The 19,382-nt window shown below is 66.8% G+C and carries 21 protein-coding genes and 1 pseudogene; 11 read left to right on the top strand and 11 right to left on the bottom strand.

Features of this window, described 5'->3' with window-relative positions; all coding sequences use genetic code 11:
- Positions 1-7: 7 nt before the first annotated feature.
- The 3 genes from rsfS to QE379_RS04625 are packed head-to-tail and all read right to left on the bottom strand — an operon-like array spanning position 8 to position 2,283.
- Positions 8-412, bottom strand: coding sequence for a ribosome silencing factor (rsfS, locus tag QE379_RS04635; RefSeq protein ID WP_230482605.1), 405 nt, complete (start codon positions 410-412; stop codon positions 8-10).
- Positions 413-424: 12 nt separating this feature from the next.
- Positions 425-1,024 (bottom strand): nicotinate-nucleotide adenylyltransferase, encoded by a 600-nt coding sequence (locus tag QE379_RS04630; protein ID WP_306998307.1) that lies wholly within the window; start codon positions 1,022-1,024, stop codon positions 425-427.
- Positions 1,021-2,283: a glutamate-5-semialdehyde dehydrogenase gene (locus QE379_RS04625; protein WP_306998305.1), complete on the bottom strand. Its 1,263-nt coding sequence runs from the start codon at positions 2,281-2,283 to the stop codon at positions 1,021-1,023. Before QE379_RS04625 ends, QE379_RS04630 begins: the two co-directional genes overlap by 4 nt.
- A gap of 244 nt (positions 2,284-2,527) precedes the next feature.
- Between QE379_RS04625 and QE379_RS04620 the strand changes: the two genes are divergently transcribed.
- The gene (locus QE379_RS04620) at positions 2,528-5,272 is read left to right on the top strand and encodes a [protein-PII] uridylyltransferase (protein WP_306998303.1); all 2,745 of its coding nucleotides are present in this window, start codon (positions 2,528-2,530) and stop codon (positions 5,270-5,272) included.
- A gap of 572 nt (positions 5,273-5,844) precedes the next feature.
- Here the strand turns inward: QE379_RS04620 and infC are convergent.
- From infC to QE379_RS04585, 7 genes and pseudogenes are all read right to left on the bottom strand, one after another.
- Positions 5,845-6,378 (bottom strand): translation initiation factor IF-3, encoded by a 534-nt coding sequence (infC, locus tag QE379_RS04615; protein ID WP_037569087.1) that lies wholly within the window; start codon positions 6,376-6,378, stop codon positions 5,845-5,847.
- Between the two features lie 114 nt (positions 6,379-6,492).
- Positions 6,493-8,496 (bottom strand): threonine--tRNA ligase, encoded by a 2,004-nt coding sequence (gene thrS / locus QE379_RS04610; RefSeq protein WP_306998300.1) that lies wholly within the window; start codon positions 8,494-8,496, stop codon positions 6,493-6,495.
- A gap of 95 nt (positions 8,497-8,591) precedes the next feature.
- A pseudogene (locus tag QE379_RS04605) lies at positions 8,592-9,342 on the bottom strand (EAL domain-containing protein).
- 96 nt (positions 9,343-9,438) lie between these two features.
- Positions 9,439-9,627, bottom strand: coding sequence for a general stress protein (locus tag QE379_RS04600; protein WP_306998298.1), 189 nt, complete (start codon positions 9,625-9,627; stop codon positions 9,439-9,441).
- 49 nt (positions 9,628-9,676) lie between these two features.
- The gene (locus QE379_RS04595; protein WP_306998296.1) at positions 9,677-9,847 is read right to left on the bottom strand and encodes a hypothetical protein; all 171 of its coding nucleotides are present in this window, start codon (positions 9,845-9,847) and stop codon (positions 9,677-9,679) included.
- Between the two features lie 19 nt (positions 9,848-9,866).
- Positions 9,867-10,628, bottom strand: a complete 762-nt coding sequence (locus QE379_RS04590; RefSeq protein ID WP_306998293.1) for an SIMPL domain-containing protein — start codon at positions 10,626-10,628, stop codon at positions 9,867-9,869.
- Between the two features lie 17 nt (positions 10,629-10,645).
- Positions 10,646-11,461 carry an LD-carboxypeptidase gene (locus tag QE379_RS04585; protein WP_306998292.1) on the bottom strand — a complete coding sequence of 272 codons (816 nt, stop codon included), beginning with the start codon at positions 11,459-11,461 and terminating at the stop codon, positions 10,646-10,648.
- 87 nt (positions 11,462-11,548) lie between these two features.
- Between QE379_RS04585 and murC the strand changes: the two genes are divergently transcribed.
- The 10 genes from murC (at position 11,549) to QE379_RS04535 (ending at position 17,901) form a co-directional block, all read left to right on the top strand.
- A complete protein-coding gene (gene murC / locus QE379_RS04580) occupies positions 11,549-12,940 on the top strand; it encodes a UDP-N-acetylmuramate--L-alanine ligase (RefSeq protein ID WP_306998290.1) in 1,392 nt (463 codons plus the stop codon).
- A gap of 64 nt (positions 12,941-13,004) precedes the next feature.
- Positions 13,005-13,409 (top strand): hypothetical protein, encoded by a 405-nt coding sequence (locus tag QE379_RS04575; protein ID WP_306998287.1) that lies wholly within the window; start codon positions 13,005-13,007, stop codon positions 13,407-13,409.
- Positions 13,406-13,606: a helix-turn-helix transcriptional regulator gene (locus QE379_RS04570; protein ID WP_306998285.1), complete on the top strand. Its 201-nt coding sequence runs from the start codon at positions 13,406-13,408 to the stop codon at positions 13,604-13,606. The genes QE379_RS04575 and QE379_RS04570 overlap by 4 nt, the downstream gene beginning before the upstream one ends.
- Before the next feature lie 61 nt (positions 13,607-13,667).
- Complete coding sequence (locus QE379_RS04565; RefSeq protein ID WP_306998283.1) at positions 13,668-13,922, top strand: DUF6356 family protein; 255 nt, start codon at positions 13,668-13,670, stop codon at positions 13,920-13,922.
- A 413-nt stretch (positions 13,923-14,335) separates the two neighbouring features.
- A complete protein-coding gene (locus QE379_RS04560; RefSeq protein WP_306998281.1) occupies positions 14,336-15,067 on the top strand; it encodes a S9 family peptidase in 732 nt (243 codons plus the stop codon).
- A complete protein-coding gene (locus QE379_RS04555; protein ID WP_306998279.1) occupies positions 15,064-15,852 on the top strand; it encodes a tetratricopeptide repeat protein in 789 nt (262 codons plus the stop codon). Before QE379_RS04560 ends, QE379_RS04555 begins: the two co-directional genes overlap by 4 nt.
- 73 nt (positions 15,853-15,925) lie before the next feature.
- Positions 15,926-16,342, top strand: a complete 417-nt coding sequence (locus QE379_RS04550; protein WP_306998277.1) for a VOC family protein — start codon at positions 15,926-15,928, stop codon at positions 16,340-16,342.
- A 10-nt stretch (positions 16,343-16,352) separates the two neighbouring features.
- Positions 16,353-17,069, top strand: a complete 717-nt coding sequence (gene gloB / locus QE379_RS04545) for a hydroxyacylglutathione hydrolase (RefSeq protein ID WP_306998273.1) — start codon at positions 16,353-16,355, stop codon at positions 17,067-17,069.
- 38 nt (positions 17,070-17,107) lie between these two features.
- A complete protein-coding gene (locus QE379_RS04540) occupies positions 17,108-17,536 on the top strand; it encodes a hypothetical protein (protein ID WP_306998271.1) in 429 nt (142 codons plus the stop codon).
- Entirely contained in the window at positions 17,536-17,901 is a 366-nt protein-coding gene (locus QE379_RS04535; protein ID WP_306998269.1) for a DUF6491 family protein, read from the top strand. The genes QE379_RS04540 and QE379_RS04535 overlap by 1 nt, the downstream gene beginning before the upstream one ends.
- A 182-nt stretch (positions 17,902-18,083) precedes the next feature.
- Here QE379_RS04535 and hslU read toward each other — a convergent pair whose 3' ends face one another.
- Positions 18,084-19,382, bottom strand: coding sequence for an ATP-dependent protease ATPase subunit HslU (gene hslU, locus QE379_RS04530; protein ID WP_306998266.1), 1,299 nt, complete (start codon positions 19,380-19,382; stop codon positions 18,084-18,086).

Below are 19,382 nucleotides of genomic sequence, written 5' to 3'. Positions count from 1 at the left end.
TAAAGCGTCAGAGTTGGCGGTCGGCGGGACTCGCGGGCGGGGTCGGCGCATCGCCAAAGGCCCACATGCGCTCCAGATTGTAGAAGGTGCGGACCTCGGGCCGGAACAGGTGGACGATCACGTCATTCGCGTCGATCAGCACCCAGTCGGCGGTCGGCAGGCCTTCGATCCGCACCGAGCGGCCGAACTCGGCCTTGATCTTCTCGGCGAGCTTCATCGCCATCGAGGCGACCTGCCGGGTCGAGCGACCGCTGGCGATCACCATGAAATCTGCGATCGACGACTTGCCCGCGAGCGGGATCGAAATCGTCTCCACCGCCTGGTCGTCGTCGAGCGAGGCGAGAATGAGGCGGTGCAGCGCCTCCACCTCGGCAGGATCGGACGGACGCGGCGATTGCGGGGAAGTGGCCAAGTGAGCTCCTGTTCAGGGGACGTTCCGGCCCATATGCCGAAACCAGTCCGGATCGCGGGCCCGAAGGCCCGTGGCGGAAGTCGGGTCGGGGCGGAAGCGCAACAGCACGAAGGCCGGCAAACTCCACATCGTCCAGTTCTTCGCCTGGCCCGGACGCCTCTGGAAACGTCTGAACCAGCCCAGCGCGGGTGTCGCGTGGGCGGCGGCATTGTACCCCGGACGGCCGATAACCGCAATCGGGATCGCGCGCGCAATCGATCGCCATCCGCGCCACCTATGAAATTGCTCCAGATTATCCTCGCCCATCAACCAGATGAAGTCATGGCCGGGATAGCGCCGGGTGATCGCGCGCACCGTATCCAGCGTGTAGCGGGTGTGCAGGTCCCGCTCGATCGCGCTCGCCCGGATCGGTGCCCGGCGCGCCATCCGCTCCGCCGATGCCAGCCGCGCCGCGAAGGGCGCCATGTCGCTGGCGCCCTGCTTCAACGGGTTGCCCGGCGACACCAGCCACCACATTTCGTCGAGGCCAAGCGCCCGGATCGCGTCCAGGGTGATGCGGCGATGGCCGCGATGCGCGGGATTGAACGACCCGCCGAGCAGGCCGATCCTCACCCTCTGATCTGCCCCGTGCCCCGCCCGACCCATTTATAGGTGGTCAGCCCCTCCAGCGCGACCGGGCCGCGCGCGTGGAGTCGCCCCGTCGCGATGCCGATCTCCGCGCCCAGCCCGAACTCGCCACCATCGGCGAACTGGGTGGAGGCGTTCCACAGCACGATCGCGCTGTCGACTTGCGCCAGAAAGCGTTCGGCGACGGCGTCATCCTGCGCGACGATCGCGTCGGTATGGTGCGATCCATGCGCGGCGATATGCGCCATCGCGCCGTCCACCCCATCGACCAGTGCCACGCTGGCGATCGCGTCGAGATATTCGGTATCCCAGTCCTCAGCCGTCGCGGCGACGAGCCCCGGCACGATCTCCCGCACCGCGTCGTCGCCGCGCACCGTGCATCCGGCGTCCACCAGCGTCGCGACCAGTTCGGCGGCATGGCAATAGGCCCGGTCGATCAGCAGCGTCTCCATCGCGCCGCAAACGCCGGTGCGTCGCATCTTGGCATCGCGCACGACGCGCCGGGCCATCTCGTGATCGGCCGAGCCATCGACATAGACATGGTTGATCCCGTCGAGATGCGCGAGCACCGGCACCTTCGCCTCGGCCTGCACGCGCGCGACCAGGCTCTTGCCGCCGCGCGGGATCAGCAGGTCGATCAGCCCCTCCGCCGCCAGCATCGCGCCCACGGCCGCCCGGTCGGTGGTGGGGACGAGTTGCACCGCGTCCGCCGGACCGCCCGCCGCCGTCCAGCCCGCGACGAAGGCGGCATGCAGCGCACGGTTGCTGTGCACCGCCTCCGAGCCCCCGCGCAGGATCGCGGCATTGCCCGCCATCGCGCACAAACCGGCGGCATCGACGGTGACGTTGGGGCGGCTTTCATAGACGATGCCGATCACCCCCACCGGCACACGGACGCGCGACAATTTCAGGCCATTGGGCCGGGTGCGCTCGTCGATCCGGTCGCCGACGGGATCGGGCAGCCCCGCCACCGCCTCGATCCCTTCGACGATGCCCGCGATCCGTGCGTCGTTCAGGCGGAGCCGGTCGAGCATCGCGGACGACAGACCATTGGCCTCACCCGCCGTCACGTCGCGCGCATTGGCCTCCAGCACCGCCGGGATCGCGTCGCGGATCGCCCGCCCTCCGGCACGCAGCGCTTCGGCCTTGGCCTCGGTCGGCATCCGGGCGAGCACCTTCGCGGCGGTGCGGGCGCGGCGGCCCATGTCGGCGATCAGGGCGGGAATGTCGTGATGGTCGGCCATTCGGGCTCGGTATCATGGTCGGGCGTGGGGCCCAAGCATCGGAATCTTGGTCGGCGGAAAGCGCAGGGCCCTGCCCCTCCACCATGCTGCGCATGGTCCCCCTCCCCAAGCACAGCTTGGGGAGGATTTGGGATACGCCATTCCTCCCCAAGCTGTGCTTGGGGAGGGGGACCGAGCCCGAAGGGCGTGGTGGAGGGGCTTTCCCCTCTCCATTTGTTCATCCCAAGCCCCTATGACATTCCCCATGCACAGCCGTTTCGAATCCCTCCCCAACCGCCGCGCCATCGTCGATCGCCGGGCGCTCGCCGAACAGGTCGCCGCGCTCGGCATCACCGGGCCGGAGGGGCGGACGCGGGTCACGCCGATCCTTCGCGCCGCGCTCGACGCCGGGCGGCAGGAGGTGGCGCGGCGGCTTTCGGTCCATCCCTCGCGCGGGCTGGAGGCGGCGGCGGCACAGGCCTATCTGACCGATCAGGTGCTGAAGGTGCTGTTCGATTTCACCACCGAGACGCTCTACCCGCTCAGCAACCCCACGGCGGGCGAGCGGCTGACCCTGATCGCGGTGGGTGGCTATGGCCGGGGCGAAATGGCGCCCTATTCGGACGTCGATATCGGCTTCCTCACCCCCTTCAAGCAGACGCCCCATGCCGAGCAGGTCATCGAATCGATGCTCTATTCGCTCTGGGATCTGGGGTTGAAGGTCGGCCATTCCAGCCGATCGATCGACGAGATGATCCGGCAGGCGCGCGCCGACGTGACGGTGCGCACCGCGCTGCTCGAGGGGCGGTTCCTCTGCGGCGATCAGGCTCTGTATGACGAGGCATCCCGCCGCTTCAAGGCGGAGATCCAAACCGATTCGCACCGCCAATTCATTGCCGACAAGCTGGCCGAGCGCGACCTGCGCCACCGCAAGATGGGCGACACCCGCTATGTCGTCGAACCCAATGTCAAGGAGGGCAAGGGCGGGCTTCGCGACCTGCACGCGCTCTTCTGGATCGGCAAGTACGTCTATGACGTGGACCGCGCCGCCGACCTGATCGAACGGGGCCTGTTCACCCGCGAGGAATATCGCCAGTTCCACCGCGCCGACAATTTCCTGTGGGCGGTGCGCTGTCACCTCCACACCATCACGGGGCGCGCGGAGGACCGGCTGACCTTCGACGTGCAGCGCCAGATCGCCGAGCGGATGCGCTTCTCCGACCGGCCCGGCAAGGCCAAGGTCGAGCGGTTCATGCAGCTCTATTTCCTTCAGGTGAAGACGGTCGGCGCGCTGACGGGTGCGTTCCTGGCGCATCTGGACGAGCGGTTCGCGGCGCGCGGCCATCGCTTCGGCCTGCCCACGATCCGCAGGCGACCGCGCCGGTTGAACGGCTTCGTGCTCGATCGCGGGCGGCTGGCGCTGCCGCGCGACGACTTTTTTCAGGAAGACCCGGTCCGGCTGATCGAGATCTTCCAGCTCGCCGACCGGTACGAACTGGAAGTCCATCCGCTGGCGATGCGAGCGGCGTCGCGCGATGCCAAGCTGGCCGATGACGTGCGCCGCGATCCCCGCGCCAATGCCCTGTTCCTCGACGTGCTGACCAGCCGCCACGATCCCGAGCTGGTGTTGCGCTGGATGAACGAGGCGGGGGTGTTCGGCCGCTTCGTGCCCGATTTCGGCCGCGTCGTCGCGCAGATGCAGTTCGACATGTATCACCATTATACGGTCGATGAGCACACCATCCGCGCGCTCGGCCTGCTCGCCCGGATCGAGCGGCAGGATATGGTCGAGGAGCACCCCGTCGCCTCGGCGATCATCGGCCAGATCGTGTCGCGGCGCGTCCTCTATGTCGCGGTACTGCTGCACGATATCGCCAAGGGGCGCGGCGGCGACCATTCGATCCTGGGGGCGGAAGTCGCCGAACGGCTCTGCCCGCGCCTGGGGCTGACCGACGCGGAGACCGAGACGGTGGCCTGGCTGGTCCGCTGGCACCTCCTCATGTCCGCGACCGCGTTCAAGCGCGACCTGTCGGATTTCAAGACGATCCTCGATTTCTGCGAGACGGTGCAGAGCCCGGAGCGGCTTCGCCTGCTGCTGGTCCTGACCATCGTCGATATCCGCGCGGTCGGCCCCGGCACCTGGAACGGGTGGAAGCGCCAGCTGCTCTCCGACCTGTACGAAGCCGCCGAGGAGGTGCTTCGCCTGGGCCACAAGCAGCGCGGGCGGACCGAGCGGATCGCGGCCAAGCAAGCGCGGCTGGGCGAAGCGCTGGGCTGGCCCGAGGCGCAGATAGCCGCGCATGTCCGCCGCCTGCCCGAGGCCTATTGGATCGCCGAGCCCGAGGATGTGCTCCTCCATAACGCACGGCAGATGGCGGCGGCGGGCGATGCGCAATTGTCGATCGACGCGCAGGTCTATGCCGAGCGTGGCGCGACGCTGGTGTCCATCTACGCCGCCGACCACCCGGGGCTGTTCTACCGCATCGCGGGGGCGATCCATGTCGCGGGCGGCAACATCATCGATGCGCGCATCCACACGACGCGCGACGGCATGGCGATCGACAATTTCCTGGTGCAGGACCCGTTGGGCCGCCCCTTCGACGATCCGGGTCAGCTCAGCCGCCTGCGTCGCGCGATCGAGGATGCGCTGGCCAATCGCAACAAGCTGGCCGACCGGCTGGTCGCCAAGCCCTCGATCCGCCCGCGCGCCGACGCCTTTCCGATCGCGCCCAATGTGTTGATCGACAACCGCGCATCGAACCGCTTCACCGTGGTCGAGGTCCATGCCCGCGACCGCCCGGCATTGCTCAACCAGCTCGCCCATGCGCTGTTCCAGTCGAAGGTGACGATCCATTCGGCGCATGTCGCGACCTATGGCGAGCGCGCGGTCGACGTCTTCTACCTGACCGACCTGACCGGCGACCAGATCACCAATGGCGGGCGGTTGAAGACGTTGGAGAAACGGTTGCTGGGCGCGGCGGCGGGGGAAGCGTTGGAGATTGCGGCTTAGGGCGCCATTGCCCCACTTCCGTTCAGCCTGAGCGAAGTCGAAGGCCACGGGATAACGCTCGCGGCAGAAGTTCGGGCATGCACTTCGACTTCGCTCAGTGCGAACGGGCTCTGGGTTGGCGCGGAGGCGCAGAGGACGCCGAGACAGGGGATCGCGCATAGCGCCTGAACCCGCCCTATCCTTACCACCCCGGCGAAGGCCGGGGTCCAGTTCCTCTGCCCTAAGTGATATGCCATGGCGCATCCACGACATCGCGCCTGAATCGCTGCTGGCCCCCGGCCTTCGCCGGGGTGGTGCGAAACGCGGGACGGTTCTGCTTTCGTCAGCGCCCCCCCAATCCTCCCCTGCCCTTCTGGAAAAGAAGGACCATAGAGCGGGCGGATGGTCGTGCCGATTTCGCTCAAGTTGAACGGCGGCGACGAAGGGCAAATCCTCTTCGCGCCCTCGCGACTTCGCGCGAACACGATCTCCGCGTCCTCCGCGCCAACCAAAGAAAAACCCCGGCAGCCCAAAGGACTCCGGGGTCTTTCAAAGCCATCACCCGGAGGTTCACACCCCCGAGTCGACCAGGCTCACTTCGGCGCGAGCACCATCAGCATCTGGCGGCCTTCCATGCGCGGATAGGCTTCGACCTTGGCGACCTCGGCCACCTGTTCGGCGACACGTTGGAGCACGTTCATGCCAAGCTGGCCATGGCTCAGCTCGCGACCGCGGAAGCGCATGGTGACCTTCACCTTGTCGCCCTCGCCGATGAATTCGACCACCTTCTTCATCTTGGTGTCGTAATCATGGTCGTCGATGTTCGGACGCATCTTGATCTCCTTGATCTCCTGCGTCTTCTGCGACTTGCGGGCGAGGTTCGCCTTTTTCTGCGCCTCGTACTTATACTTGCCGACGTCGAGGAACTTGGCGACGGGCGGGTCGGCGTTGGGCGACACCTCGACCAGATCGAGCCCCAGTTCCTGGGCCTGGGCCATCGCTTCGCGCGTGTACATCACGCCGAGATTCTCGCCCTCATGGTCGATGACGCGAACCTTGGGGCTTTGGATCCACTCGTTGAATCGGGGACCGTTCATCGGCGGCGCCTGCATCGGACGGCGCATCATGGGAGGACGTATGGGTATTTCTCCTGTGGCAATTACCCTCGCAATATAAGCGATCGGGCGTCAATTTGAAAGGGCGAGACAAACGCCTCGCCCTTCGATTCGATATTCGGTGGTTCAGCCGCGCAGATCGGGCGGAGTCGCTTCCTCGCGCAGCATCGCGATGGCCTCGTCCAGCGTCATCACCTCCTGTGCCTGGCTGCCCAGACGACGGACGGCGACCTTGCCTTCCTCGGCCTCGCGCTTGCCGACGACCAGCAGCACGGGAACCTTGGCGACCGAGTGCTCGCGCACCTTGTAGTTGATCTTCTCGTTGCGCAGGTCGGTTTCGACCCGGATGCCCGCCGCCGCCAGCTTGGCTGCCGCCTCTTCCGCATAGCCATCCGCGTCGGACACGATGGTCGCGACCACCGCCTGCACCGGCGCGAGCCAGACGGGGAAGCGGCCCGCATAATGTTCGATCAGGATGCCGATGAACCGCTCATAAGAGCCGAAGATCGCGCGGTGGAGCATGATCGGGCGGTGCCGCTCGCCATCCTCGCCGATGTACGACGCATCGAGTCGCTCGGGCAGAACCCGGTCCGACTGGATGGTGCCGACCTGCCAGGTGCGGCCGATCGCGTCGGTCAGGTGCCATTCCAGCTTGGGCGCATAGAAAGCCCCCTCGCCCGGCAGTTCTTCCCAGCCATATTGCTCGGTGGCCAGCCCCGCGCGCACGACCGCGTCGCGCAGCTCGGTCTCGGCCATGTCCCACATCTCTTCGGTGCCGAAGCGCTTTTCGGGACGCAGCGCCAGCTTGATCGAATAGGTGAAGCCGAAATCCTTGTAGATCCGGTCCGCCAGTTCGCAAAAGGCGCGGACTTCCTCGACGATCTGGTCCTCGCGGCAGAAGATATGCGCGTCGTCCTGGGTGAACTGGCGCACACGCATCAGGCCGTGCAGCGCACCATGCGGCTCGTTGCGGTGGCAGCAGCCATTCTCATAGAGGCGCAGCGGCAGGTCGCGGTACGACTTGATCCCCTGGCGGAAGATCAGGACGTGCGCCGGGCAGTTCATCGGCTTCAGCGCCATCCACTGCGCATCGTCCGACACCAGCGGGCCTTCGTCCTCGGTGTTCGGCACCTCGTCGGGGATGACGAACATATTCTCGCGATACTTGCCCCAGTGCCCGGACTGCTCCCACTGGCGCGCGTCCATCACCTGCGGGGTCTTCACCTCGCGATAGCCGGTGCCGTCGATCGCGCGACGCATATAGGCCTCCAGCTCGCGCCAGATGCGATAGCCCTTGGGGTGCCAGAAGACAGAGCCATGCGCCTCCTGCTGGAGGTGGAACAGGTCCATCTCGTTGCCCAGCTTGCGATGGTCGCGCTTGGCGGCCTCCTCCAGGCGCGTCAGATGTTCGGCAAGCTGCTTCTTGTTCAGCCAGCCGGTGCCGTAGATGCGGCTGAGCATCGCGTTGTTCTGGTCGCCGCGCCAGTACGCGCCCGACACGCGGGTCAGCTTGAAGGCATTGGGATCGAGCTTGCCGGTCGAGGCCAGATGCGGCCCCCGGCACATGTCGAGCCAGGCATCCTCGCCCTTGCCCGCCCGGTAGACGGTCAGTTCCTCGGTATCGGGCAGTTCGGCGGCCCACTCGGCCTTGAAGCTCTCGCCCTGCTGCTTCCAACGCTCGATCAGTTGCTCGCGGGTCCAGACCTCGCGGATCAGCGGCTCGTCGCGCGCGATGATCCTGCGCATCTCGGCCTCGATCGCGGGCAGGTCCTCTTCGGTGAAGGGCCGGTCCTTGGGCGCGAAGTCGTAATAGAAGCCGTCGTCGGTCGACGGGCCGAAGGTGATCTGCGTGCCGGGGAACAGCGCCTGCACCGCCTCGGCCAGCACATGCGCATAATCGTGGCGCGCGAGTTCGAGCGCGTCGGCCTCGTCCTTCGCGGTCACCAGCGCGAGTGCGGAGTCGCCCTCGAACGGGCGCATGATGTCGCGCAACTCGCCATCGACGCGCGCGGCGATCGCGGCCTTGGCCAAGCCCGGTCCGATCGCGGCGGCGATGTCCGCGGGAGTAGTTCCGGGCGCGACCTCACGGACGGAACCGTCGGGCAGCGTGATACGGAACATCGCGGACATGGATACTCTCTTCGATAGCTATAGGGTGATGCGCCCGCGGAACCGGACGCGCGGGGCTCTATAGGGAAGAATCCGCGCGGCGTATATGGGGTGGCTCAGGCGCGCCCCTGCACCCTCGGCAGCGTCCCCAGCGCGGGACGGGCATACCAGTAACCCTGATGATAGCGCACGCCCAGTTCGTTCAGGGTCGCGGCCTCGGCGGCGGTTTCGATCCCCTCCGCGATCAGCAGCGTGTCGAGTTCCGCGCACATGCCCACCATGGCGCGGACGATGGCACGGCGGCGAGGATCGGTGTCGATGTCGCGGACCAGTTCCATGTCGAGCTTGACCTCCGTCGGGGTGGAAGCGAACGAACCGGTCCAGCCCCGAATGGCCCGAACCGAAATCGTCGATCGCGACGGAGAAGCCGATCTGCTTATAGGTGTCGATGATCCCGGCGACATGCTCGGGCGAGCCCATCTGCTCATTCTCGGTGAACTCGAAGATCAGCCGGTCGACCGGCAGGCCCTGGGCCTGGGCGGTGCGCAGGGTCAACTGGATACAGGCCATCGGCGAATAGACCGCATTGGGCAGGAAGTTGATCGACAGCCGCGCGTCACCCCCCATGATCCCCGCCGCCATCGCGGTCTCGATCGCCTTGACCCGGCACGCCTGGTCGAAGGAATAGCGATTGGCCTCGGTCACCTGCGACAGAACGCTGTATGCGCCCTCTCCCTCCAGCCCCCGGATCAGCGCCTCATAGGCGAAGGGCAGACCGGTGGTCGTATCCACGATCGGCTGAAACGCCATCGCGAACGGGATATCGAAATCGACACCATCACGGCATCCGGTACAGATTTTACGCATTTCCATCCACTTGCCCTAGGCGCAAATGGTTAACGCAAGCTGCCGTGCCGAAAGAAAAGGGCGGCGCCGGTCCGTTACCGCCGCCGCCCCTGTCGGTCAGCGACCGCCGCTATGGCTGGCCTGACCGCCCTTGGAACCGGCTTCCGCCGCGCGTTCGGAATCGTTCTTGAAGTTCCCGCCGCTTTCCTGGCCGCCCTTGCGCCCGGCTTCGGAGGCCTTTTCGCGGTCATTGGCGAAGTTGCCCGGATTGTTCTCGCGACCGCCGCCGCCATTGCTGTCTGCCATGACACCTCTCCTATGTGCACCCCCTGGCGACAGACGATGGTACGGCCCGTCAAGTTTCGGAAAGCACGCCAACAATATTATTCTGCATAAACACACAAAAATGATCTGGTTTATGGAGCGAAGCGGCGGGAATGCCGCGTGGGTTCACCCACATCATTATCCGTATCAGAGGAGATACCGCTTCAAGCACCGCCAGGGACACGCCATGTTCGAGCGACATCACGCACCCTGGGGCGCGATCATTGATCGATTGCGTAAGCCGCCATCAACCGCACATTCGTCTCGATCGGCTGTGGCGCCAGGTCGACCCGGATCGGAGCAGGTGGCGCAGGCGGAGCAGGCGGCGCGGGCGGATAGGCTGTCGCGGCATCCACCGACACCATCTCGATCGGAACCTCACGATAGCCGCTGTCCTGGACCCGGATCAGCGCACCGAGCTTGCCGCCCGCCCCCTCGGCAATCAGCGTCGCCTGCGCCTTGGCGTTGAGTAGCGCCGCGCGCATGGCCTTTTGCCGGGCAATCGTGTCGTCGCTCAGCCAATAGCGCGCGATGCTGGCCTGCAAGCCGCCCAGCCGTCCGATCAGGCCGACCAGCGTACCTGCATCGGCGACACGCGGCGTGGTGACCGTGACGGGCATGGATGCGACATAGCCCAGGATCGCGCAGGGTCCGGTCGACAGCTGCGGTGGCCCATAGGAATTGGCATTGCATTCGCGTGAACGGACCGGCGCGATGTCGAACTGCGACGCGCGGACCTCCGCCGCTCCCCGCAGCAATCCTTGCGCTCCGGCGCGAATGGCCTCGGCCTGGTCGCGCAGCTTGGCGGTCGCCTCGTCCGAGGTCGTGCCCTCGCCGCGCACCATATAGCCAACCGTCACCCGGTCGGGTGGTGTGCGCACCGTGCCCAGGGCGGAGATGAGAATCTGGCGCGGCGGCACGGTTTGCGCCAGTGCGCCCGTCGCCGACAGGCCCAACATGATGGCGAATAACGGTTTGTTCATGGCCTTTCCCTTCGTCCTCACACGATCCCGAACGGCACCACATGATTGTCCTGTGTGTGTCCGATCCGCGCACGCCCCAGATAGGGCACGCCCATCTCGCCGCACCAGCGCTGGATCATATATTCCAGCGTCTCGCCCCATTCGGGTTCGTTGGGCTGGACATTGCTGACCGCGCCCAGCCTTACGCCCGCCACGCCCTTCAACTGGGTGGCGTTGGCCATGGTGAACAGCATCCGATCGACCGCATAGAGATGCTCCGACACCTCCTCGACGATCAGGACATGGTCGGTCAGGTCGGGCAGCCAGGGCGTGCCGATCAATGCGTGCAGGATCGACAGGTTGAACGCCGCCGCCGGACGTCCGTCGAGTCCGGGCTCCAGCCCCTGCCGGTCGCCGCTGACCAGCCAGCCGAGCGAGCGCGCCACCGTGACGTCGCCCTGCTGGCGCCGGATATCGCTCGCCATCGGCCCGTGCACGGGCCGCCCGATCCGCCGGGCGTAGAGCGCGGCCAGCACGAAGCCGAGATCGGAATAGCCGATATAGGTCTTGTGCCCCGCCGCCGCGTTGAGGTTCGGCATGACCCGCGACAGGATTCGGTTCGATCCATAGCCGCCCCGCAGGAACCAGATCGCATCGATCCCCGGATCATTGGCGAATTCCAGGAAGGCCGAGGCGCGGCGTTCGTCGGACCCCGCGAAATGCCCGTCCTGCTCATAGCATTGCGGGTGAAAGATCAGGTCGACCTGCGGATAGGCGATGGCGGCGAAGGCGCCGACCGGCGCTTCGGCGGCGGGGTTGCCGATGCTGGCCGGGGCGAGGATTCCGATCTTCATTTCAGCGCGTCCCTTCACTGCCGATTTGGGGCTGCCCATCCGGCCGGGCATTGCCCTGCACCACCAACTCGCCGATAGCGTGGCGCCATGACCAACGGCAATTCCTGTTTTCTGGTGGGCATCGGCGGATCGGGGATGATGCCCCTCGCGATGATCCTGCGCGCGCGTGGATGGACGGTGGCGGGCTCCGACAGGGGGCTCGACCAGGGGCGGGTCGCGGCCAAGTTCGATGCGCTGCGCGCCGCCGGGATCGCGTTGTTTCCGCAGGACGGATCGGGGGTGACCTCGCCCGACCAGCTGGTCATCGCCTCGGCGGCGGTGGAAGAGACGGTGCCCGACATCGTCGTCGCCAATCGGCTGGGCTGCCCCCGCGCCACCCGCGCACGGATGCTGGCCGACCTGTTCAACGAAAGCCGCCTGCCCATCGGCGTGGCGGGGACCAGCGGCAAGTCGACCGTCACCGGCATGATCGCCTTCATCCTGCATGAAACCGGGCGCGATCCGACCGCGATGAACGGCGCGGTGATGAAGGACTTCGTGTCGCCCGACAGCCCCTTCGCCAGCGCGCTCGTCGGCGATGGCGAGGCGTTCGTCAGCGAGGTGGACGAAAGCGACGGCTCGATCGCACTCTATGACCCCGCCATCGCGGTGCTGAACAATGTCAGCCTGGACCATAAGTCGCTGGAAGAATTGCGCGACCTGTTCGGCGGATTCGCCAAGCGCGCGCGCCACGTCGTCGCCAATGCCGGCGATGCCGAGACGGCGGCGTTGCTGGCGGACCTGCCCAACCTGACGACCTTCGCGGTCGGGGGGGCGGCCGATCTGGTCGCCGAAGCGCTGAAGCCCGAGCCCTTCGCGATCCGGTTCGACCTGGTGACCGGCGGCGCGGGCTATCGGGTCCGCCTGTCGGTGCCAGGCCGCCACAATGTCTCCAACGCGCTGGCCGCCATCGGCGCCAGCATGGCGGCGGGCGTGCCGCTGATCGACGCGATCCGCGCGGTCGAGCGGTTCACCGGCCTGAAGCGGCGGTTCGAGAAGGTCGGCGAGGCGAACGGCGTCACCGTCATCGACGATTTCGGCCACAACCCCGACAAGATCGCCGCGACGCTCGACACGCTCCACGCCTTTCCGGGACGCTTGCTGATTCTGTTCCAGCCGCATGGCTATGGCCCGTTGAAGGTCATGCGCCGCGAACTGGTCGACAGCATCGCCGCGCGAATGAAGCCCGTCGACGTGCTGGCGATGCCCGACCCCGCCTATTTCGGCGGGACCGTCGCGCGCGAGGTGACCAGCGCCGACATCATTGCCGACCTGCGCGATCGCGGAGTCGACGCCCGCCACATTGCCGACCGTGCGGCGGCAGCGGAAGCGCTGATCGCCGAGGCGCGGGCGGGCGACCGCATCGTGGTGATGGGCGCGCGCGACGATACGCTCAGCCTGCTGGCGCAGGACATGGTGGAGCGGCTGGCCTCCACGTAAAGGACGCTTAACGTAAAGCGAGCTTTCCATGTAAAGCCTCCTTCACATCCGAAGGAGGTTCGTCATGGCTTTGTCGTCCGCAACACGTCGTTATCAGCGTCGGGTCATCCTGCTCGCGATCCTCTATGCGGCCCTGCTATTCTCGGCGGTATATCTGCTGAACCGCCATATGGTTGGCGGTGCGGCGGCCTATCTTATCGGGGTGTTGCCCGCCTTGCCGGTCATCGGTTTCTTCGTCGCGATCGGCCTGTACATGACCGAGGAGCGGGACGAGTATCTGCGGATGCTGCTGGTCCGGCAGTCGCTGATCGCCACCGGCCTTTCGATGACGGGAGCGACACTGTGGGGCTTTCTGGAGGGGTTCGATCTGCTCCCGCATCTCGTCGGCTATGCCTGGCCGATCCTGTGGTTCGGGGGACTGGGCCTGGGCAGTTGCGTCAACCGGTTCGTCGAGGGCCGCACGGAATGAACAACCATCTTCGCACCTTGCGCGCCGAGCGCGGCTGGAGCCAGCAGGACCTGGCCGAGCGGCTGGAGGTCAGCCGCCAGAGCGTCAACGCGATCGAGACGGGCCGCTACGACCCTTCGCTGCCCCTCGCCTTCAAGATCGCCGAACTGTTCGAACGCCCGATCGAGGAGATTTTCGTCAGCCCGTCGCGAGGCTGATTTGGCCAATCCCCATCGTCATGATAGGATCGATGCGAACGGCCATAGGAGATCGTCGATCATGTTCCGCCGCCTGTTTACCGAACACCCCGAAAGCGTCGGCGAAAGCTATCTCCAGCATTTCGGCGTCGCCGCGCGGTTCGGTGGGATCATGATCATCGGCGGGCTGGGCGCGCTGGTCCACGCGGTCGTGCCGGGGCTGTGCACCACGACCGGCAGCGATACGGTGGCGCGGCTCCACGCCGAGATGGTCGCCAAGCGGCGCAAGGTTCAGGCGGCGCAGGCGCAGACGAAGAGCGTGGAATATGTGATCTGAGGGGGAATGCCCCTCCACCACTCGCTGGCGCGAGCGGTCCCCCTCCCCAAGCGAGCTTGGGGAGGAATTTGCCTCGATCCGCGCCCCTATCTCCCGCCACCAAGGCCATGCCCGGTTACTCACTTGCGGCGCGTGTGGAACGAACCTACCATAGTTGCGCGTCGCGCGTGACACGGTGAAACTGGCGGCCGTAGGACCGGAGAAATTCGGGATCGCTTGCGAGGGACTGGCAGTCCTCGCCGCGCGACGCATCCACCGTCCGTTCGGCCTGAGCGAAGTCGAAGGCCACGCCCCGGACCTCCGCCCAAATCCCCTTTTCCAACGCGCTCCCCTTGGCCTTCGACTTCGCTCAGGCTGAACGGAGGTTAGGAGTGGCGCTTTCCATCCTCCCGCCCAGACCCTAAATCCTCCGCATGACCGACACCGCTACCGCCCCCCGCCCCAATCTCGCCTATCACTGGAGCGAGGGCACCGGCCCCGCGATCGTCTTCCTGCCCGGCTATGCCTCGGACATGCAGGGGTCGAAGGCATTGGCGCTGGAGGCATGGGCACGCGCACAGGGCCGCGCGTTCCTGCGCTTCGATTATGGCGGGTGCGGCCAGTCGGAGGGGGCGTTCGAGGATCAGGCGCTGGCCGACTGGCGCGACGATGTCCTCGCCATGCTCGACGATGTGGTGAAGGGCCCCGCCGTGCTGGTCGGATCGTCGATGGGCGGCTGGCTGATGCTGCTCGGCGCCAAGGCGCGGCCCGACCAGGTCAAGGCGCTGGTCGGGATCGCGCCCGCACCCGACTTCACCGACTGGGGCTTTTCGACAGAGGAGAAGATGACGCTGCTCCAGAACGGTCGGCTGGAGCGTCCCAATCCTTATGGTCCCGCCCCCACCGTCTATACCCGCCGTTTCTGGTCGTCGGGGGAGGCCAACCGCCTGACCTTCGGCCCGATCGCCTTCGACGGGCCGGTCCGGCTGCTCCAGGGCATGGCCGACCCCGATGTGCCGTGGCACCGCACCACCCATCTGGCGCAGCTTTTCCGTTCAGCCGACGTGCAGACTCTGTTGATCAAGGATGGCGACCACCGCCTGTCGCGCGACGGCGACATCGCGCTGCTGATCCGCGCCGTCGAAGAAGTGTCGAGCCCGCTATGATCCTGTTCCCCCTCGCACTCGCCGCCGCCGTTCAGGCGTCCCCCAAGCCCGCCGCCAAGACACCGCCGCCGCCATCCGCCGCGCTGCCCGCCGACCCGCGCGAGGCGCGCTATCAGCACTGCGTCGTCATGGCCGAGCGGAGCCCTGCCACCGCGCGGATGGAGGCGAGCAGTTGGACGCTGGCGGGCGGCGGCTATTTCGCGCAGCAATGCCTGGGCCTCGCCTACACGACCGAGCGGCAATGGGCGGCGGCGGCCAGCGCCTTCGAACAGGCGGCGCGCGCCGCCGAAACCGCGCATGACATACGCGCCGCCAATTACTGGTCGCAGGCGGGCAACGCCTTTCTGGCGGCGGGCGATGCGGCGAAGGCCCGCGCCGCGCTGGATGCGGCGCTCGCCTCGGGCGACCTGACCGGCTTCGCGCGGGGTGAGGCACAGCTCGACCGTGCGCGGGCGCTGGTCGCAGCGGGACAGCCCGTGGCGGCGCGGGTCGATCTGGACGCGGCGCTGGTCAACGCCCCCGCCGATCCGCTCGCCTGGCTGTTGTCGGCGACGCTGGCGCGGCGGATGAAGGATCTGCCGCGCGCGCAGAAGGACATCGCCCAGGCGCTGGCCCGCTCCGCCGACGACCCCAATGTCCAGTTGGAGGCGGGCAATATCGCCGCCACCGCTGGGGACGAAGCGACCGCGCGCAAGGCGTGGAGCGAGGCCGCCCGGCTCGCCCCGCCGGACAGTCCGATCCGCGCCGAAACCGCCAAGGCGCTGTCGCAATTTCCGTCACGCTGATCCTTATCGCACGTCAAAGCCGCCCGGCCCCCGACGGATTAGAATGACCATCGCGTCACAGGCAGGAGCTTCCATGCGTTACCTTCACACCATGATCCGCGTCAGCGACCTCGACGCCAGCATCCGCTTCTTCGAACTGCTGGGCCTGAAGGAGGTGCGCCGCATCGATAACGAGGCGGGGCGCTTCTCGCTGATCTTCCTGGCCGCGCCGGGGGACGAGGGCCGTGCCGAGGTCGAGCTGACCCATAATTGGGACCCGGAAATCTATACCGGCGGGCGGAATTTCGGCCATCTCGCCTACCGCGTCGACAATATCTACGAGACGTGCCAGCGCCTGATGGACGCGGGCGTGACGATCAACCGGCCGCCACGCGACGGGCATATGGCCTTCGTCAAGACGCCCGACGGCATCTCGATCGAACTGTTGCAGGACGGTGCCCTGCCCTCCGCCGAACCTTGGGCCTCGATGCCGAACGTCGGAAGCTGGTAAGAGAGCTTCCATGGAAATCGTCCGAGTCCCCGTCCTCAGCGACAATTACGCCTGGCTGATCCACGATGCGGGCCGCATCGTCGCGCTCGATCCGGGCGAGGCCGCGCCGGTCGCCGCCGCCGCGTCGGCGCGCGGCTGGACCATCGAGCAGGTCTGGCTGACCCATTGGCACCCCGATCATGTCGGCGGGGCGCAGGCGTTGCAGGCGCAGGGCGCGCGGGTGGCGGGCCCGGCGGCGGAGGCGGCGAAGATCGCCGGGCTCGACACGCTGCTGGCCGAGGGAGACGACATCGCCATCGGTGACGCGCGCGCGACCATCTGGTCGGTGCCGGGGCATACGGCAGGGCATATCGCCTTTCACTTCGACGACCGGGCGGTGATCTTCACCGGCGACACGCTGTTCGCCATGGGCTGCGGTCGGCTGTTCGAGGGGACGGCGGAGCAGATGCATGCCAATATGCGCCGCTTCGCCGCGCTGCCCGGCGACACGCGAGTCTATTGCGGCCACGAATATACCCTGTCCAACGCCCGGTTCGCGGCGGTGGCGGAACCCGACAACGATGCCGTTGCCGAACGGCTGGTCGAGGTGACGGCGATGCGCGAACAGGGCGAGCCGACCATTCCGACGACCATCGCGCTGGAGCGGGCGACCAACCCCTTCCTCCGTTCGGTCGATGCCGCCGAACTGGCCGAGCGGCGTGCAGCCAAGGACGCGTTCAAGGGTTAAGTCATTGCTACGGGGGTTTTTGTGATGGAGGCTGAAAGATGCGTTTCCGAACCCTGCTCCCCCTGACGACCATGGCCGCGGCAATCGCCGGGTGCACGCCCACCCCGGCGCAACAGGCGCGGATCGAACAGGCCGCCGCGACCAACCGGGCCGATCTCGCCGCCGCCTTGCGCGGCCTGACGCCCGGCAAGCCGACCCAATGCATCGGCCAATATACCACGCGCCAGGTCAACGCCTATGGCCCGACCATCGTCTATACGATCAGCCCGCGCCTGAAATTCGTCAGCCAGACGGCTGGCGGTTGCGAGGGGATCGGACAGCGGTCACGCAACGACATCCTCGTCACGCGGACGACCACGGGACAACTCTGCTCGGGTGACATCGCCCAGACGGTGGACCGCACCTCGGGCTTCTTCACCGGCAGTTGCAGCTTCGGGGCGTTCGTCCCCTATCGAAAGGAGCGGTGATGCGCGCGCGTTTCGCCACCGTCGCGGTACTGGCGCTCGGCCTGACGGCGGCCAAGTCGGACCCCTTTGCCGGACGAACCGCCGGACCGCCCGCGCAATGCGTCGACACCAGCGTCACCATGACGGGGCCGTCCATCTATGACGACAACAGCATCGTCATCAATCCGGGCGGAAAGCGCATGTGGAAGGCCAAGGTGCGCGGCCAGTGCCCGGGCTTGCGCCCCTTCAACACGCTGATCGTCGAGCGCTGGGGATCGCAGATCTGTCGCAACGACCGGTTCCAGGTGCTGCAACAGGGGATGTCGATTCCGTCGCAATGGTGCTTCTTCGACGGGTTCGTGCCCTATGAGCGGGGGAGGAAATAGGGGGGTGTCTCAAGCCGCGTGGCTTGGGGCCTTCCCTCCCCCATCCCCTCCCGCCCGCGGGAGGGGAGCGGCAAGGACCAACGGTTACGCTTCAATTCCGCCGTCTCGAACGGGGCACGCCCCTCCCGCAGGCGGGAGGGGATGGGGGAGGGCTCGGGGGTCTCACCGAGCCCCCACCCCGATCACAAGACGAACCGACTCAAGTCCGTATTCCGCGCCACCGCCGACAATTGCTTGTCCACATAGGCCGCATCCACGGTCAGCGTCGTGCCCTGGCGATCCTCCGCCTCGAAGCTGACCTCCTCCAGCAGTTTCTCCATCACCGTCTGGAGCCGCCGCGCGCCGATATTCTCGACCTGCCCGTTCACCTCGGCGGCGATGCGGGCGATGGCGGCGATGCCGTCCTCGGTGAAGGAAATGTCGACGCCCTCGGTGCCGATCAGCGCCTTATACTGGGCGGGCAACGACGCCTTGGTGTCGGACAGGATGGCGACGAAATCCGCCTCGGTCAGCGCCTTCAATTCGACCCGGATCGGCAGACGCCCCTGAAGTTCGGGCAACAGGTCTGACGGCTTGGCGACATGGAAGGCGCCGGATGCGATGAACAGGATATGGTCGGTCTTCATCGGGCCATACTTCGTCGAAACCGTCGTGCCCTCGATCAGCGGCAACAGGTCTCGCTGCACACCCTCTCGGCTGACCGAGCCGCCGCGCACGTCCGACACCGCGATCTTGTCGATCTCGTCGAGGAAGACGATCCCATTCGCCTCGGCATCGGCCAGCGCCGCGCGGCTGACCTCGTCCTGGTCGAGCCGCTTGTCCGCCTCCTCCTCGACCAGCTTGGTCCAGGCGGCCGAGACGGTCAGCTTGCGGCGCTTGAGCGGCTGGCCGCCGCCGAACGCCTTGCCCATCATTTCCGACAGGTTGATCATCTGCGGCGCGGCACCGGGGATCTCGAACGGCATGGCCGGAGCCTGTTCCAGTTCGATCTCGATCTCGGTCTGGTCGAGATGGCCGTCACGGAAGCGCTGGCGAAAGGCCTCGCGCGTCGCCTGGCTCGAATCCTTGCCCACAAGTGCGTCGAGCAGGCGGTTCATCGCCGCCTCTTCCGCCTTGTCCTTCACCGCGACGCGGCGGCGTTCCTTCTCCAGCCGGATCGCCTCTTCGACCAGGTCGCGCGCGATCTGCTCGACATCGCGGCCGACATAGCCGACCTCGGTGAACTTGGTCGCCTCCACCTTGACGAAGGGCGCATCGGCCAGCTTGGCCAGACGGCGGCTGATCTCGGTCTTGCCGCAGCCGGTGGGGCCGATCATCAGGATGTTCTTGGGCGTCACCTCGTCGCGCAAATCCGCGCCGAGACGCTGGCGACGCCAGCGGTTGCGCATCGCGACGGCCACGGCGCGCTTGGCGTCGGCCTGGCCGATGATATGCGCGTCGAGCGCGGCGACGATCGCCTTCGGGGTCAGCTGGTCGTTCAT

The organism is Sphingomonas sp. SORGH_AS_0879 (genome assembly GCF_030819175.1).
Classification (GTDB): Bacteria; Pseudomonadota; Alphaproteobacteria; order Sphingomonadales; family Sphingomonadaceae; genus Sphingomonas.
Note: the sequence above shows the minus strand (reverse complement) of the source record. Positions and strands in the feature narration are given on the sequence as shown.

Bases quoted from the DNA above. Each gene is read 5' to 3' on its own strand.
- murC (WP_306998290.1), top strand. From the start codon at position 11,549: ATGACCAACGGCAATTCCTGTTTTCTGGTGGGCATCGGCGGATCGGGG.
- QE379_RS04560 (WP_306998281.1), top strand. From the start codon at position 14,336: ATGACCGACACCGCTACCGCCCCCCGCCCCAATCTCGCCTATCACTGG.
- QE379_RS04620 (WP_306998303.1), top strand. From the start codon at position 2,528: ATGCACAGCCGTTTCGAATCCCTCCCCAACCGCCGCGCCATCGTCGAT.
- QE379_RS04540 (WP_306998271.1), top strand. From the start codon at position 17,108: ATGCGTTTCCGAACCCTGCTCCCCCTGACGACCATGGCCGCGGCAATC.
- QE379_RS04550 (WP_306998277.1), top strand. From the start codon at position 15,926: ATGCGTTACCTTCACACCATGATCCGCGTCAGCGACCTCGACGCCAGC.
- QE379_RS04565 (WP_306998283.1), top strand. From the start codon at position 13,668: ATGTTCCGCCGCCTGTTTACCGAACACCCCGAAAGCGTCGGCGAAAGC.
- QE379_RS04555 (WP_306998279.1), top strand. From the start codon at position 15,064: ATGATCCTGTTCCCCCTCGCACTCGCCGCCGCCGTTCAGGCGTCCCCC.
- gloB (WP_306998273.1), top strand. From the start codon at position 16,353: ATGGAAATCGTCCGAGTCCCCGTCCTCAGCGACAATTACGCCTGGCTG.
- QE379_RS04625 (WP_306998305.1), bottom strand. From the start codon at position 2,283: ATGGCCGACCATCACGACATTCCCGCCCTGATCGCCGACATGGGCCGC.
- QE379_RS04575 (WP_306998287.1), top strand. From the start codon at position 13,005: ATGGCTTTGTCGTCCGCAACACGTCGTTATCAGCGTCGGGTCATCCTG.
- QE379_RS04595 (WP_306998296.1), bottom strand. From the start codon at position 9,847: ATGTCGCTCGAACATGGCGTGTCCCTGGCGGTGCTTGAAGCGGTATCT.
- QE379_RS04590 (WP_306998293.1), bottom strand. From the start codon at position 10,628: ATGAACAAACCGTTATTCGCCATCATGTTGGGCCTGTCGGCGACGGGC.
- QE379_RS04600 (WP_306998298.1), bottom strand. From the start codon at position 9,627: ATGGCAGACAGCAATGGCGGCGGCGGTCGCGAGAACAATCCGGGCAAC.
- QE379_RS04585 (WP_306998292.1), bottom strand. From the start codon at position 11,461: ATGAAGATCGGAATCCTCGCCCCGGCCAGCATCGGCAACCCCGCCGCC.
- infC (WP_037569087.1), bottom strand. From the start codon at position 6,378: ATGATGCGCCGTCCGATGCAGGCGCCGCCGATGAACGGTCCCCGATTC.
- QE379_RS04535 (WP_306998269.1), top strand. From the start codon at position 17,536: ATGCGCGCGCGTTTCGCCACCGTCGCGGTACTGGCGCTCGGCCTGACG.
- QE379_RS04570 (WP_306998285.1), top strand. From the start codon at position 13,406: ATGAACAACCATCTTCGCACCTTGCGCGCCGAGCGCGGCTGGAGCCAG.
- hslU (WP_306998266.1), bottom strand. From the start codon at position 19,382: ATGAACGACCAGCTGACCCCGAAGGCGATCGTCGCCGCGCTCGACGCG.
- thrS (WP_306998300.1), bottom strand. From the start codon at position 8,496: ATGTCCGCGATGTTCCGTATCACGCTGCCCGACGGTTCCGTCCGTGAG.